The 14,838-nt window shown below is 37.4% G+C and carries 17 protein-coding genes and 1 riboswitch; of the genes, 5 read left to right on the top strand and 12 right to left on the bottom strand.

What is annotated here, in order from left to right; translation table 11 throughout:
* Nucleotides 1–17: 17 nt before the first annotated feature.
* From thiE to tenA, 5 genes are all read right to left on the bottom strand, one after another.
* Nucleotides 18–623: a thiamine phosphate synthase gene (gene thiE / locus BN2144_RS04350; RefSeq protein WP_033827087.1), complete on the bottom strand. Its 606-nt coding sequence runs from the start codon at nt 621–623 to the stop codon at nt 18–20.
* Nucleotides 620–1,447, bottom strand: coding sequence for a hydroxyethylthiazole kinase (thiM, locus tag BN2144_RS04345; RefSeq protein WP_050632205.1), 828 nt, complete (start codon nt 1,445–1,447; stop codon nt 620–622). Before thiM ends, thiE begins: the two co-directional genes overlap by 4 nt.
* 95 nt (nt 1,448–1,542) lie before the next feature.
* Nucleotides 1,543–2,355, bottom strand: a complete 813-nt coding sequence (gene thiD / locus BN2144_RS04340) for a bifunctional hydroxymethylpyrimidine kinase/phosphomethylpyrimidine kinase (protein ID WP_033827085.1) — start codon at nt 2,353–2,355, stop codon at nt 1,543–1,545.
* Entirely contained in the window at nt 2,324–2,845 is a 522-nt protein-coding gene (gene thiW / locus BN2144_RS04335) for an energy coupling factor transporter S component ThiW (protein ID WP_033827084.1), read from the bottom strand. The genes thiD and thiW overlap by 32 nt, the downstream gene beginning before the upstream one ends.
* A 41-nt stretch (nt 2,846–2,886) precedes the next feature.
* Nucleotides 2,887–3,564, bottom strand: a complete 678-nt coding sequence (tenA, locus tag BN2144_RS04330) for a thiaminase II (protein WP_033827083.1) — start codon at nt 3,562–3,564, stop codon at nt 2,887–2,889.
* 114 nt (nt 3,565–3,678) lie between these two features.
* Nucleotides 3,679–3,767: riboswitch (TPP riboswitch) on the bottom strand.
* Nucleotides 3,768–3,977: 210 nt separating this feature from the next.
* Between tenA and BN2144_RS04325 the strand changes: the two genes are divergently transcribed.
* Nucleotides 3,978–4,676, top strand: a complete 699-nt coding sequence (locus BN2144_RS04325) for a Crp/Fnr family transcriptional regulator (RefSeq protein ID WP_222860078.1) — start codon at nt 3,978–3,980, stop codon at nt 4,674–4,676.
* 55 nt (nt 4,677–4,731) lie between these two features.
* Here the strand turns inward: BN2144_RS04325 and BN2144_RS04320 are convergent, their stop codons facing one another.
* Both BN2144_RS04320 and BN2144_RS04315 read right to left on the bottom strand, forming a co-directional pair.
* Nucleotides 4,732–5,124, bottom strand: coding sequence for an NUDIX hydrolase (locus tag BN2144_RS04320; protein ID WP_033827081.1), 393 nt, complete (start codon nt 5,122–5,124; stop codon nt 4,732–4,734).
* A 19-nt stretch (nt 5,125–5,143) separates the two neighbouring features.
* Complete coding sequence (locus tag BN2144_RS04315; RefSeq protein WP_033827080.1) at nt 5,144–5,926, bottom strand: HpcH/HpaI aldolase family protein; 783 nt, start codon at nt 5,924–5,926, stop codon at nt 5,144–5,146.
* Nucleotides 5,927–6,113: 187 nt separating this feature from the next.
* Here BN2144_RS04315 and BN2144_RS04310 point away from each other — a divergent pair, with 187 nt between their 5' ends.
* From BN2144_RS04310 to moaC, 3 genes are all read left to right on the top strand, one after another.
* Complete coding sequence (locus BN2144_RS04310; RefSeq protein ID WP_042337582.1) at nt 6,114–8,030, top strand: heavy metal translocating P-type ATPase; 1,917 nt, start codon at nt 6,114–6,116, stop codon at nt 8,028–8,030.
* A gap of 102 nt (nt 8,031–8,132) precedes the next feature.
* A complete protein-coding gene (locus BN2144_RS04305; protein ID WP_033827079.1) occupies nt 8,133–8,354 on the top strand; it encodes a heavy-metal-associated domain-containing protein in 222 nt (73 codons plus the stop codon).
* Nucleotides 8,355–8,606: 252 nt separating this feature from the next.
* The gene (gene moaC, locus BN2144_RS04300; RefSeq protein WP_033827142.1) at nt 8,607–9,101 is read left to right on the top strand and encodes a cyclic pyranopterin monophosphate synthase MoaC; all 495 of its coding nucleotides are present in this window, start codon (nt 8,607–8,609) and stop codon (nt 9,099–9,101) included.
* 1,195 nt (nt 9,102–10,296) lie between these two features.
* Here the strand turns inward: moaC and modB are convergent.
* The 4 genes from modB to mobA form a co-directional block, all read right to left on the bottom strand.
* Nucleotides 10,297–10,956, bottom strand: a complete 660-nt coding sequence (modB, locus tag BN2144_RS04295; protein ID WP_033827078.1) for a molybdate ABC transporter permease subunit — start codon at nt 10,954–10,956, stop codon at nt 10,297–10,299.
* 180 nt (nt 10,957–11,136) lie between these two features.
* On the bottom strand, nt 11,137–11,913 hold the full coding sequence (gene modA, locus BN2144_RS04290) for a molybdate ABC transporter substrate-binding protein (protein ID WP_050632204.1): 777 nt from the start codon (nt 11,911–11,913) through the stop codon (nt 11,137–11,139).
* Complete coding sequence (locus BN2144_RS04285) at nt 11,906–12,439, bottom strand: MogA/MoaB family molybdenum cofactor biosynthesis protein (protein ID WP_033827076.1); 534 nt, start codon at nt 12,437–12,439, stop codon at nt 11,906–11,908. The genes modA and BN2144_RS04285 overlap by 8 nt, the downstream gene beginning before the upstream one ends.
* A gap of 195 nt (nt 12,440–12,634) precedes the next feature.
* Complete coding sequence (gene mobA, locus BN2144_RS04280) at nt 12,635–13,252, bottom strand: molybdenum cofactor guanylyltransferase (protein WP_042337597.1); 618 nt, start codon at nt 13,250–13,252, stop codon at nt 12,635–12,637.
* 118 nt (nt 13,253–13,370) lie between these two features.
* Between mobA and BN2144_RS04275 the strand changes: the two genes are divergently transcribed.
* Nucleotides 13,371–14,078, top strand: coding sequence for a Crp/Fnr family transcriptional regulator (locus BN2144_RS04275; protein ID WP_033827075.1), 708 nt, complete (start codon nt 13,371–13,373; stop codon nt 14,076–14,078).
* 260 nt (nt 14,079–14,338) lie between these two features.
* On the opposite strand, the gene mobB is transcribed toward BN2144_RS04275, so the two are convergent.
* Nucleotides 14,339–14,833, bottom strand: a complete 495-nt coding sequence (gene mobB, locus BN2144_RS04270; RefSeq protein WP_050632202.1) for a molybdopterin-guanine dinucleotide biosynthesis protein B — start codon at nt 14,831–14,833, stop codon at nt 14,339–14,341.
* Nucleotides 14,834–14,838: the final 5 nt, after the last annotated feature.

Below are 14,838 nucleotides of genomic sequence, written 5' to 3'. Positions count from 1 at the left end.
GGAGTTTTGTCCCAGTCTCATTTTTCTCTATATAAAGTAGCGGCAATAAGTGGGTCAGGGGCATGCAAAATTCCAGATACGACAGCGAGCCCAGCAAGTGATTTCCTTTTTAACGTTTCTACATTATGTAGATTAATCCCTCCAATTGCGACCGCTGGAATATGCACACTTGCTAGTATTGAATCTAACATTCCGTATGGTAAAATTTCTGCATCTTCTTTGGATTCGGTTGGAAAAACAGAACCTACACCGATATAATCCGCGCCATCTTTCTCTGCTTGAATCGCTTCTAATGGAGTACTAACTGAAACACCGATGACCATATTCGAAGCGATTTTTCTTACTGCTTGAAGCGGGATATCTTTTTGCCCAATATGGATACCGTCCGCTCCAACAGCTAATGCGATATCAACACGGTCATTGATAATAAGTGGAATATTGTATTGATCTAGTAACTTTTTAAGTTTTATCGCCTTTTCGTAAAATGTTTTACCATTTGCCTGTTTCTCTCTTAATTGAACAATCGTAACTCCACCTTTAATTGCTTCTTCCACTTTAAAAAGGAGTGTTTCAAACGGAATCAATTCGTCGGTAACGAGATAAAGACGGAGATCTAGTTTCATATAACAACCTCATTACTTTTACATATTTTTATGTTTTCATATAAGGATTGATCTGAAAAATTGGAAACTGTATTCATTACATTTTCTTTATACGTTCCTAAGCTTTTTTGTCCGTTACCGATTGTCTGTTTTGCCACTTCACCAGCAATACTCATGACAGAAGTGCCAGCAATAGCAGCTAATAAAAAATCTTTACTTATAGCCGCAAAGGAAGCAATCAATGCCGCACTCATACAACCTGTACCAGTAATCATTGTTAATAAACGATCCCCATTCATTAACTTGTACGTATTTGTTCCATCAGAAATAAAATCTGTTTCTCCACTTATTGCGACGACAGTATCCCATTTTTTTGCAGCATTTTCTGCCAGTCGATGCTTACTTTCACTCACTTCACCAGCGTCTACACCACGGGTTGTACTAGCTCCATTAAGAAGAGCATCGATTTCTGAAATGTTTCCTCGAATAATCGCAACATCAATCTGATGAATAAATTCTTGAATGACTTTTGTCCGATAAGGAGTCGCACCGGCACCGACTGGGTCAACGACAACGGGAATCCTGAGTTCATTAGCTCTATTCCCAGCAATTAGCATCGAATGAAAAGTATACTCATCAATTGTCCCGAAGTTAATGACAAGTGCATTTGCAAGACTAACCATATCCGCTACCTCATGTTTGCTAAATGCCATAACCGGTGAAGCACCAATTGCTAATGTTACATTTGCGCAATCGTTCATTGTCACAGTATTTGTTATTTGATGAATGAGTGGTTTTTTCTCTTGCACAGTTGTTAGTAGTTGTTTAAAACTTTCGCTGTTCATAGTAATTCACCCTTTCTAAGCAAATGTCATTGATTCAATTTCTGTTTGTCCTGATAAAAATGAATCAGGCTTGGAATCTATTTTACGTATGAATTTTATATAAAAGACTCTGCAGACCCAGCACGCTTGTAGATTTCATAAAAGTGATTCGTTGGCCCATGACCTTTCCCGATGTTCAAACTATGTTTAATCGCGATCTCAATGTACGCCTTTGCTCGTTGAACCGATTCATAAAGAGGATATCCTTTTGCTAAGTTTGCTGCTATTGCACTTGATAATGTACAGCCGGTTCCATGGGTGTTTTTTGTGTGAATTCTATTTCCTTTTAGCCAATAAAATCGGTTCCCATCAAAAAATAAATCATTTGGATCACCAGGTAGATGTCCACCTTTAAGTAGAACAGTTTTTGCACCAAGCTCCACCATTGTCATACATGCTTCCTTCATATCGGATTCTGTGATGATGGGGCGTTCAATTAACACTTCAGCTTCAGGAATGTTTGGTGTAATAACTGTTGCTAAAGGTATGACATCTTTCGTAAGGGATAAAATTGCATCATTCTCTAATAAGTGATGTCCTCCTTTTGAGACCATGACAGGATCTAAAATGAGATGACGAGGTTCATATTTTACGAGTGTCTCTGCAACTGTTTGAACAATTCGCGGATTTGATAACATCCCAATTTTGACCGCATCTACAGGCAGATCATCGAAAACGGCCTCTATTTGATCTTTAATTATGTTCGTATCGATGTTTTGTATAGAACGAACGTCAACTGTATTTTGTGCAGTAACAGCAGTAATGACAGACATGCCGAATACGCCATTTGCGGCAAAAGTCTTAAGATCAGCTTGTATTCCTGCACCACCACCTGAATCAGACCCCGCGATTGTTAGTGCTGTTTTCATGAACCATGTCACTCCAAACTTTATTTTTTTGTAACACTTTGATTAAGATATATCCAAAAAAGGCACCTACGAATGAGCTAACGATAAATGCTGGAATAAAGCCGAATAAAGTCGCGTCCTGGCCGAGAAATAGTACAGCAATAGGATAACAAGCCATTGCACCAAATATGCCGGTACCTATTACTTCTCCAGCAGCTGCAAAAAGTAATCTGTTTGTTTTTAAGTAAACGAAGGCAGCGAGAAATGCACCAATCATACTTCCAGGAAAGGCAAAAACACTCCCTGTGCTTAGCATATTTCGTAAGAGCGATGAAATAAAAGCTTGACTAACTGCATAACTAGGACCTAATAGGACGGCAGAGATTAAGTTCGCGAAATGTTGTACAGGGAAAATTTTCGCAAAGCCTACTGGAATATAAATTAGACTACTTGAAATAGTCGTCACAGCAGCAATAATCGCCGTAACAGTTATCTTCTGTGTTTTTTTCATTCGTCTCCTCCATTCCGCATTTATTTTTATAAGGGGGATATTTATAATGGCCAGTCTTCTTTTTTGTCGTTCATTTCCCAAAATAAATACTCGAATTTGGAAGTAACTTGGAAATGCTCTTCTAATCTATTTAATTCTCTATCTGTTTTTCCATCTGCCAATTCATCCATCAATTGAATGAGCCATTTTGCGCCTTCCCCGAACGTTTCTGAAGAGTATGTTTCTACCCACTGCCGATATGGGTTATCTCGTAAAGTCTCGCCGTACTTGAATTCAAGCAGTTTCCCAATTTCCCAATAATCCCAAGCACATGGCAATAAGCAGGCAACGAGCTCAGCAAGTGTTCCGTTTCCCGCCACTTTTAGCATATAGCTTGTATAAGCGAGGTTCATTGGCGTCGGCGTTGTCGTTTCCAATTCTTCACGAGTTATTCCAAATTCAGCAGCGTATTGTCGATGTAACTCCATCTCAAAATGAAGTGTATCGTGGAGGATGTTAGCAAATCTCTCCATTGTTACTAAATCATTTGCCTTTTGTGCACCGATTGCGAATAATTTCGCATACTCGATTAAATATACGTAGTCTTGCTTCATGTAATGGATAAACTTCCCTCTCTCTAATGTTCCATCCCCAATTCCAGTAACGAATGGATGTTCATGGTTTTTCCTCCAAATGGGTTGGACATTACGGTACAAACGGTCAGTAAATTTTTCTTTCATTTGAATTCCTCCTTAAATTGGGGACCAGACCTGAATTTGACATTGTAGGTTAATAAAAAAACCGCCTTCCGAATTGGAAAGCGGTCTTGTAAATTACAAATTGTAACGCAATGTAATTTAGCTAACCCACTTCCCTACGCTAGTACGAACTAGATCAGGTTCAAAGGGTACTTCTCAGCCAACTGGCGCCCCTAGTAGATTTGTTAAAATATTCATTTAACTACTTACAAGTTATCATAGAGGGTGGATGCTTACAATAGGATAAAGTTCATAGTTCGTCATACCCACACGAATCTTGATACCGGTCAATTTTAATACGTGAGATTTGTTATATAATAAACGTAAATAAGTCGATTCCATTTTTGTTGTGTCTTACGCTACAATCGTGGATAAATGAAAAAGGGGGAAAAATGATGGATCACCAACATTCCTGTCATCACCATGCAGCTTGTATACGTTTAGTACCAATCTTCAACCATTTAGAGGACGGGCAAATGGATGAAATTGCCAAGTCAGCAAAAACAATGGACTTGAAGAAGGGTGAAATGTTATTCCATGCAGGTGATGAAGACGATACGTTATATATTGTCAACCGTGGAAAAATTCGTGTGTATCGTTTATCAGATACCGGAAAGGAGCAATTAGTTCGGTTCTTGAATCCCGGTGATTTCACAGGGGAATGGGCGCTTTTTCATCCTGGAGAAGTGCATGAAAATTATGCAGAAGCGGTTGTCAATACATCGGTTTGCTTAATCAAACAAACGGATCTCCAAAAACATATGGTTGAACATCCGCAAATTGCATTGAAAATCATTTCAGAAATGTCCGAGCGATTAAGAGATTCTGAAAAACAAACGATGCAAGTGGCAATTGAAAAGGTTGAATCGCGGATTATTTCGTTTCTTGCAGATTGTGTCGAAAAGGATGCGGGGGAAAGCCCAATTATTACATTACCAATGGCAAAGAAAGATTTAGCCTCCTATTTAGGAACGACACCAGAGTCAATAAGTAGAAAGTTCACGGAGCTTGAAAAACGAGGATTAATTGAGCAGCTACCAAGAAGACAAATCAAAATTAATGATCTTGACGAGCTTTTGCTATATGCGGATTAATTTTTTAAAACGTAAATTGGAAAGTCGTTATATTAATCAGTCCTTAAGTGTAACCTTAAGGACTGTTTTGATAAGCAATTTGTATAGATTGTTTGTAACCTGGGGGCATGTTTATCCTATCTACATCTTTTAAGGAAAACCATTGATACTCTAGATGTTCTTCACTAATACGAATATTTGTATTTTTGTCTAAATGACATAAATAAGTGACAATAAATACGAACTTATTTGGGAGAACTTCATAGACCCATGTATTAAGTATTTTTCCTAATACACATGTTAGCCCTAGCTCCTCTTGAACTTCTCTTATGACACAGTCCTCTGGGGTTTCGTGTTTCTCTAACCTTCCGCCGGGTAGTTCCCATTCCATTCGTTCATTTTGTAGAAGTAAAATGTGCTTGTTTTGTATAATAACTCCTTTTATCGAAACTGGGAATAAAATATCCATGAGATTACCTCCATTTCAATCATCGGGAAAGTTCTTTATAGGTGTTTACAATTCTTCTATATGCTTCTATTAACATGATTGCATCCATATTGTAAGTTACTGAATTAAATCCGAGTTCAAAGTTTTTCTTTATATCCGCTTCTGCTCCAGTGTAAATAAAGGAAAACTTACCGAATTTTTTACATGTATGAAGTACCTTTTCAATCGCACGTTTAACCTCACAATCATCAAATTGTCCTGGTTTTCCTAAGGCAGCAGATAAATCGTACGGGCCTACAAAAATCCCATCTACTCCTTCAAGTGAGACAATTTCTTCAATATTTTCCAAGCATCCACGCGTTTCACATTGAGGAATTAATAAAGTTTCATTATTGCTCATCTGAAAGTAGTGATCTAGCCCTTGAGTCGCGTAATCGGTATACCAGAACGAGCTTCCACTTGTCGGCGCAATGCCTCGCTCTCCAGTAGGATAATATTTCCCATGTTGAATGATTTTTTTTACTTCTTCAACCGTTTGTACGTTCGGAATGATTAGCCCCATGGCACCGATATCAAGCATACTTAAAATGGAATGACGCTCACTGTTTTTTACCCGAACAAGTGGGGTGACGCCAACTAATTTTGCTGAACGTACATAAGATTGCACACTTTCTATTTGAAAAGGGCTGTGTTCGGTATCGATGATGACATAGTCAAGTTCGGCTAAACCTAAACATTCAACAGCAGCGGCACTTCCAATCGCGTGAAAGGTACCTAAAGTTTTCTCGCCACGAATCATTTTTTCCTTTAGTTTATTTTTCAAAGTATCTACCCCTTATACGTTTAGTAATAGTAGAAATAATTATCCCATATTTTAGATTATTTTTAAAATAAAAATTTAGAGGTTCTAAAGGAATCTCTCCATACTTGATAGTAGTCAATTCTTTTCTTCGCAACTTTTTATATTATAAAGACACAAGGTAAGACAAATAAAAAATGGAGGGGTAAAAATGGTCCGTATCATTAATCAACATAAAAATCATATAACACTTCTTTCAGGAATACTTATTGTAGCTGGATTAATCATGAAGGGAATGCATTTTGAAGCTTGGACAAGTGGTTTTCTTATTGCAGCCACACTAATTGCAATTGTCCCGATTGGAATTAAAGCGTGGCAAGCAATGATGATGAAAACATTTAGTATCGAGTTACTCGTTACGATTGCTGTTATTGGCGCCTTCTTTATACAAGAATATGTCGAATCTGCTGTTGTTACATTTCTTTTCCTATTCGGTGCCTATTTAGAGGCGCGCACATTAGAAAAAACACGGTCTTCTTTAAAAGAACTTTTCGATTTAGCACCACAAGAAGCAATTTTACTTCACAAAGATGGAACGAGAGAGAATATTGATGTTGATTTTGTAGAGGAAGGAAATCGTCTTGTCGTTCTTCCGGGTGGGAAAATTCCAGTCGATGGCGTAATTGTTAAAGGACAAGCGTCAGTAAATGAGGCAGCCATTACAGGAGAATCTGTTCCGGTAAATAAAGCCATCGATGATAAAGTTTTTAGCGGGTCGATCCTCGATAACGGGTATATTGAAATCATTGCGGAAAAGGTCGGTGAGGATACAACCTTTGCGAAAATTATTGAACTTGTTGAAGAGGCACAGGAATCAAAATCAAAGGCTGAACGTTTCCTCGACCGGTTTGCAAACATATACACACCAGCTGTTGTAATTTTATCGTTATTCGTTTACATTTTCACCCGTGATCTACATTTAGCGATTACGTTTCTTGTCATTGCTTGTCCAGGAGCACTTGTCATCGGAGCACCTGTTTCAGCTGTTGCTGGTATTGGGAATGGAGCGAAACATGGGGTCCTTATTAAAGGCGGCGATATTATGGAACGTTTTGCAAAAGTTGACACACTTGTATTTGATAAAACTGGGACACTTACAAAAGGAAGACCAGAAGTCACTGATTTTCATAACTTCTCTTCACTTTCAAATGAACGTTTACTAGGAGTAATTGCAAAGGCTGAAACAATTTCGGAGCATCATTTAGGCCGGACAATTGTAAAAGAGGCGGAAAATGAAGGGATTGATTTAACTAACTATACAATTCATGAAAGTGAAGCAATTAAAGGAAATGGTATTACAGCAAAAGTAGATCAAGATTCCATTGTTGCAGGGAATCGAAAGTTAATGAGAGCTATGGGTATTCAAATAAATAACGAAGCGGAACGGTATGCGATAGATCGGGAAAAAGAAGGGAATACAGCAATCTTTGTCGCTCTGAATGGAGAACTTGCAGCAATCATTTCAATTGCTGACCAAATCCGTGATGATGCGAAAGTGGCGTTACAAGATATGCGTGAACGTGGCGTAAAACGAATCGTCATGTTAACAGGAGACAATCGCCATACCGCAGAAGCAGTAGCAAATCAATTAGGTATTGATGAATTTCATGCAGAACTCTTACCAAATGAAAAGGTAGAATATGTTAAAAAGTTGAAAGCTGAGGGAGCGGTTGTTGCGATGGCTGGCGATGGAATTAACGATGCACCGGCAATTGCGACTGCAGATATTGGTCTAGCCATGGGTGAAGGTGGAACGGATGTATCGATGGAAACTGCCGATGTCGTATTAATGGCAGATAGATTATCTCAATATGCTCATGCATTTGCACTATCAAAAGCGACAATTGGAAACATGCGACAAAATATTTTCATTGCATTAGCGGTTGTCGTCATCTTATTAATCGGGGTCTTAGCTGGTCAAGTCCATTTAGCAGGTGGCATGTTTATTCATGAAGGTAGTGTGTTGGTTGTTATTTTAAATGCGATGCGATTAATTGGTTTTAAAACAAAGATTGCCAGTCTAGTCGCAACAACAAATCAACATTTAAAAGAAAAACTAGCGATGTAATAGAGAAACTTACGATGTAAAGAACGAAACTTGATTCCCGTCAATTAAATAACTAGAAAAATCATTTAAACTAAAGATAGAAAAACAAAGGAGGAAGAAAACATGAGTAAAGCGGTTATGCAATTAGAAACATTAACGTGTCCGACATGTATGAAAAAAATAGAAGGTACTTTAGGAAAAACAGAAGGCGTAGAAAAAGCAAAAGTTCTTTTTAACACAAGTAAAGCAAAAGTAGAATTTGATGAAACAAAAGTGAGTGCCGATCAATTAAAACAAAAAATTGAAAAACTCGGCTATGAAGTAAAAAATGTAAAAACGATGTAATGGACGTGGAGCCTATAGGGATATAACCTATAGGTTGTTTTTTTCTAAAGGAAAGTATAGATGCTTCAACACTTCTTACCTAAGCATAGGGAAAACAGTATCGCGGGCGATTTCTAACCCCATACATTTAATAGATAATTTAAAAGTGGAGGCAGCGGTAGCGTGGTGTTGTAATTAATTTGCTAATTTGAAATCACCATTCCTATCATATAAAATTAAATAGTGAAATTACAGGGGAGATAGGTGAATAATTTGGCTGAGTTTACACATTTTAATGAACATGGTCGAGCAAAAATGGTCGATATATCAGATAAAGGAAAAACATCTAGAAGAGCAGTCGCAATCTCAAGTATTACAATGAGTGATGAAGTGTACGAAAATATTACAGAAATGAAAAACAAAAAGGGAGATGTATTAGCGGTTGCACAAGTAGCAGGGATTATGGGAGCAAAACAAACTTCTACCATTATACCGATGTGCCATCCTATTCCTATTACAGGTGTTGACCTTTCTTTTGAATGGGAAACATTAGAAGAAGGCCAATATAAATTAGTTATTCAAGCAGAAGTAAAAACAGTTGGAAGTACAGGGGTAGAAATGGAGGCACTCACTGCTGCATCTGTTACCGCTCTCACAATTTACGACATGTGTAAAGCGGTTGATAAAGCGATGGTAATTGGTCCTACATATTTATTGGAAAAAAGCGGTGGGAAAAGTGGAGACTTTGTAAGAGAGGTTCACTTGTAATCTGGGGAATCCGTTCCTAATAGGAGCGGTTTTTTTGGGGTATTAGGAAAGTATAAATTTTTTAATTTCTACTTTCCTATACGTATAAGAGCACAAGGAAGGCTTGGGTAACATTATATCGCAGCCGAAAAAAGGACGTTGCACTAGTGTAGATGCCCGATTTCTGATGAAAAAAGGGGGGGAGGTTACGAAGAGCGGTTGTAGACGCCCGATTTAGGGTAAAAAGGCTTAAAAAGGTCCTCTAGAATGGTTCTAGACGCCCGAAACGCGGTGAAAAAGGTTGAAAAGGTCATCTAGAAGAGTTGTAGACGCCCGAAACGTGGTAAAAAAGCATGAAAAGGTCATCTAGAATGGTTCTAGACGCCCGAATTGCGGTGAAAAAGGTTGAAAAGGTCCTCTAGAGCGGTTGTAGACGCCCGAATTGCGGTGAAAAAGGTTGAAAAGGTCCTCTAGAAGAGTTGTAGACGCCCGAAACGTGGTAAAAAAGGTTGAAAAGGTCCTCTAGAAGAGTTGTAGACGCCCGAATTGCGGTGAAAAAGGTTGAAAAGGTCATCTAGAAGAGTTGTAGACGCCCGAAACGTGGTAAAAAAGCATGAAAAGGTCCTCTAGAATGGTTCTAGACGCCCGAAACGTGGTAAAAAGGCATGAAAAGGTCCTCTAGAAGAGTTGTAGACGCCCGAATTGCGGTGAAAAAGGTTGAAAAGGTCATCTAGAAGAGTTGTAGATGCCCGAATTGTGGTGAAAAAGCTTGAAAAGGTCCTCTAGAAGAGTTCTAGACGCCCGAATCGATGCGAAAAGGGAAGAAAAGGTCCTCTAGATCCGGTAGAACGCCAAACTTATGGCCAATCGAATTGAAAAGGTCATTTACCCTCTATAAAAATCGTAAACCTAAGCCAATCACACAACAAAAAACGGACAAGTCCATTCATACGAGGCTTGTCAATTGTGTTATTCATATAAGCGAATTCGAATTTCACTTTTAGAATCAAAGATATTTACTTTTGATCTGAGATAAGCAAGTACAAAATTCAGATCCCCTCTAAATATGAGCAAGAAATTAGGTTGATGTGTCCAATAAAATTGGCCTAAAGGACGAAACAACTGCAAAATCAGATTAAACTGTAAAAAAGATGACTGGTTGGACTCATTCCCTCCAAACCAACAAAAATAATTGAGGCACTAACGAACATTCCACTTATCGCCCCGCTCTTGTAAAATTCGTAAATCCCAATAAAACAAATGAAAATAAAATACTAATAATGACGTAATACCAAGCACTCGACAAATCTCCGGACTCAATCGAGAAAAAAATAGCTGTTGGAATTGTCTGTGTATGGCCAGGAATATTTCCGGCGAACATTAAAGTAGCTCCAAATTCCCCGAACGCTCGAGTAAAGCTCAGTACAATACCCGAAAGAATTGCTCGAAAGGACAATGGAATATATTGCCATAAGAGTAATTGCCAGTTGGAAGCTCCGTCGACCTTAGCAGCGTCAATAATTGCATGATCAACAGAGAGAAATCCAGTCTTAATTGATTGGTACATTAAAGGAAAGGCAATTACAGATGATGCAATGACCGCAGCCGGTACGGTGAAGATAATCGTTGTCCCAGTTAGCCATTCAATGATGGTGCCAATCGGACTGTTCTTACCAAAAACAATAATTAATAAAAACCCAATGACCGTTGGAGGGAGGACAAGTGGTAAAAATATGACTGTCTCGATTATCTGCTTTCCTTTAAAATTTTTTCCAATTAACCATCTTACTGCTAATATACTAGTGATGAGCGTGCTAACTGTTGCGAGTGTTGCAACGAAAAAAGATAATTGGATCGGGTACCAAGAAAATCCCATAAAAATCACCTATTCCATGTCTGGTTCTGCCGAGAAAAATGCTCTATGTAGTCAACCGAATTCGTCTCAAAAGAATGAATCAACAAGTTTTTCAAGGAACTAACTTTCCTGTTAACTCCATCATGTACGTTCAAAAGAATGAATCAGCAAGTTTTTCAAGGAACTAACTTCCCTGTTCATTCAATCATGTATGTCCTTAAAACCATATTTCATAAAGAGTTCCATATTCTGTACGCTTGTTACATAGCTAAAAAAGCTCCCAACTGCTTCTTTTTTTTCTTCATCACGATGATGATCAATAATACCTAGATAGTATCGAATAGGTGTGTGATAGGAGGAATCAATTTCTTCTACTAGCTGGATTTTGTCTTCTTGAATCATATCACTCCTATAAACAAAACCGGCATCTACACTACCTTCTTTTACAAAGGTTAATACTTGTCGCACGTCTTTAGTGAATACAATGTGGTCATGTAATTTTCCCCATAATCCTCCAGTTTCTAAGGCTTGTTTTGCATAAGTTCCAGCTGGGACGGCGTCGGGTGTACCGATTGCTATTTTTCCGTCTAGTCCTTCTAAATCGGATAAAGATTCAATATCCCCGTTTTCAGGCTTAATTAAAACTAATTGATTTTGTAAAATTGCTTTTCCTTCAGTAATAACACCTTTTTCATTTAACAACTGATAATCGCTTTCTGAGGCTGATAAAAATAAGTCAATGGGTGCCCCTTGCTCAATTTGTTTTCTTAATGTTCCACTGCCACCAAAATTATAGTTAACTTGAATGTTGGGGTTCGTTTTCTCGAAATTTTTCTTTAATTCTAGTAAACTATCGGTCATACTTGCTGCAGCAGAAACAGTAATATCGACTTTTTCCTCTTTGTCCTTTATCTCAGGCCGATTACAAGCAGTTAAAAATATCATTACCAAAACGACTATATAAATTTTTTTATTCAATATCTTTTCCTCGTTCTGGTAAGTCTTTATGAATTTCTTTAACGAGATGTTTGATTTCAGGCAAAATTAATTTCTCCATTGCTAATTTTACAGCTCCGGTTGAACCAGGAATAGAGAAAACGACACGATTATTGGCAACACCAGCTATCGCGCGTGATAAAATAGTAGCGGAACCAATGTCGTGTTTATAACTTAAATAGCGAAAAATTTCCCCAAAGCCAGGTAATTCCTTTTGTAGAAATGGTCGAACAGCCTCGATTGTTACATCTCGTTGTGAAATTCCTGTTCCTCCATTAAAAATTATCGCCTCTATATGATCTTGATGAATTGCGTTATGGAGTTTCGTCTGGATTAAATCGTAATCATCTTGAATAATTTCATATATGGCTATAGAGTGGTTTTCACTTTTTAAAAGCTCAATAATTGCTTGTCCGCTTTTATCCGTATTCTTGTTCCGAGTATCACTAACCGTAATAACTGCACAAGTAACTGGTTTTATCATTCCTTTATGGTGACAGTGACCCATTTGATTTCCTCCAATCGTAAGTACAAATATTTACTATGTGATTTTTCCAATAAATTCACTATAATCGTAAAGTGAAATATCTACTATATTGGTAATTCTTTCATTAAATTTTCTACAATTGTTAAGCTACAATGTCTGTCATTTCGGCAGTTACCGTCACATACATTTTCATTATCTCTTTGATCAACGTTACGTTCACAAAAATTCCTCTTGATAGAAATTTTGGATAGGATGATGTACATACTTTACGTAGTCACTTTTTCGATTAATATTAATGAAAGAATGCTCCGAATGCAGTGGAATATACATCACACGCTTATTCTCAAGTAACCGATGGACAGATCGCTTTCCATTCGTAAGCATTTGCTGTATATCTTCTTTTAGCCTGTATCGATAAAGCGCTAGAAGTGGCTGCTTTTTTTCAGCAACAATAGGGATAATTGCATCGACATTTGAATTCGTATATGGAACAAGCTGTTGAAAAATCACGCTCTCAATAAATGGAACATCAATGGGGGTAACCATATACCAATCAGCCTTTTGAAAATGCATGGCTGTATAAATACCGGCGAGAGGACCTTGGCCTTGATATTCGGTTGTGTCATTTATAATTGTTATGGCATTACTTTCAACTTCTTTAAAATTCCTATGTAATTCGGTATTCGTCACTATTACAATAGAAGAACTAAATGGTTTTATTGCTTCTATTGCATAACGGTAAAAAGGGATGCCGTCTCTCTTTGCAAAAGCTTTTGGAGAACCGAAACGACGTGATTGTCCGCCTGCTAAAACTACACCTTGGATTTTTGCCATAATCATTTCCTCGATTCCTATATAATTTCTACTATGACAATATTGTTAACATCCCGACAAAATTTTATAGTTGTGATACAATTAATTTATTATGAGCAAAAAGTTAGGGGGGTAACTTTTGCAAAATATCCTTTATAAAAAAGAACTTCTATCCGATGAATTACGAAGATTGCTAGATAAAATTGGTACGAATCGAGCGACACATTCAGATACGTATTTATTTCATCAAGGTATGGATGCCAAGGAAGTTTATCTTGTGAAAAAAGGCTTAATCCAAATCAGCATGCTCTCTTCTGAAGGGGAAGAGTTAATGCTCCGAATGTGTAAAACAGATGATATTGTAGGTGAATTGACGCTCTTCTGTGATGAACCGAAATATTTACTAAATGCTAAAGTTATAGAAGCAGGAGAAGTGCTTGTTATAAATATTGATACGCTGCAAAAAGAACTAATGGTTAATCACTCTTTATCAATAGAAATGATGAAATGGGTAAGTAATCATATGCGTAAATTCCAATCGAAGTTACGGGATTTACTTCTTAATGGTAAAAAAGGCGCTTTTTATTCAACATTAATTCGGTTATCTAATAGTTATGGCATTAAGACAGATGATGGAATACGAATCGATATGGTGTTTACAAATCATGAGCTTGCCAAGTTTTGTGGTGCGACTCGTGAATACGTAAACCGCATGCTTAGTGAACTACGCAAAAAGAATATCGTTTCTACGGATTCTTCAGGGAAAATACTTATTAAAGATTTACACTATCTGAAAATGAAGAACCGTTGTGAAAACTGTCCTATAGAAGTTTGTAATATTGATTAAATAGGCAGAAAATTGCTCGCTGGAACACATAGTTTAACAGAAAGATACCTAGTGGATGAGGCCACAGAAAAACAACTTAAAATAATTTTACTTACCATATGAAGTTGGATTGATCGGTTAAAACAACGATATGTTGTGGTTTAGAAATAACTTTACTGAAACTTTTGGACTTTTTCAGTGGCCTCCTAGTGGATAGGTGTCTTTTGTTCTTAAAAAATTCTTTCATGTTAAAAGTTACAACGAATCAAGTATGTCACTCTTTATAAAATTTGACCGATAACATACTGGCATAAATCATCTAATTCATTACGAGTAAAGAGAGGGGCAGCAATTGGTAATCTCCCTTTCATGTCAAACAGAGTCATAACGGCTCTTATATTTGTCAATTGTTTTATTAAATCAAGATCGCTTTCTTCCTTTAGTAAAACAATTTTCGGGTAGTTCTCCCTTTTAAACCCTTCAACAATTAAAACTTCCGTATCAAATAATTCATAAAGAGAAATGAGCTGAGCGAGTTGCCAATCTTTCTTATTACATAGTTGTAATAAATTTTCCCCGGCAACTCCAGCTATAATTGCTCCTGATTTGAAATGATTTCCGCTATCAGTATGTGATATTCCTTCAAAGTCACCACCATGTCCGTGGTGTTTTATAGAAGCAACGCGAATACCAAGGGACGCTATTTTACTAATTAAATGACTCGTTACCGTTGTCTTTCCACTGTTTTTATAGCCAACTACTTGAATAATTTTCATTTAGC

Origin of the sequence: Bacillus andreraoultii (assembly GCF_001244735.1) — a bacterium.
Classification (GTDB): domain Bacteria; phylum Bacillota; class Bacilli; order Bacillales; family Caldibacillaceae; genus Caldifermentibacillus; species Caldifermentibacillus andreraoultii.
The sequence above is the reverse complement of the archived record's forward strand: the minus strand, read 5'-3'. Positions and strand labels throughout refer to the sequence as shown.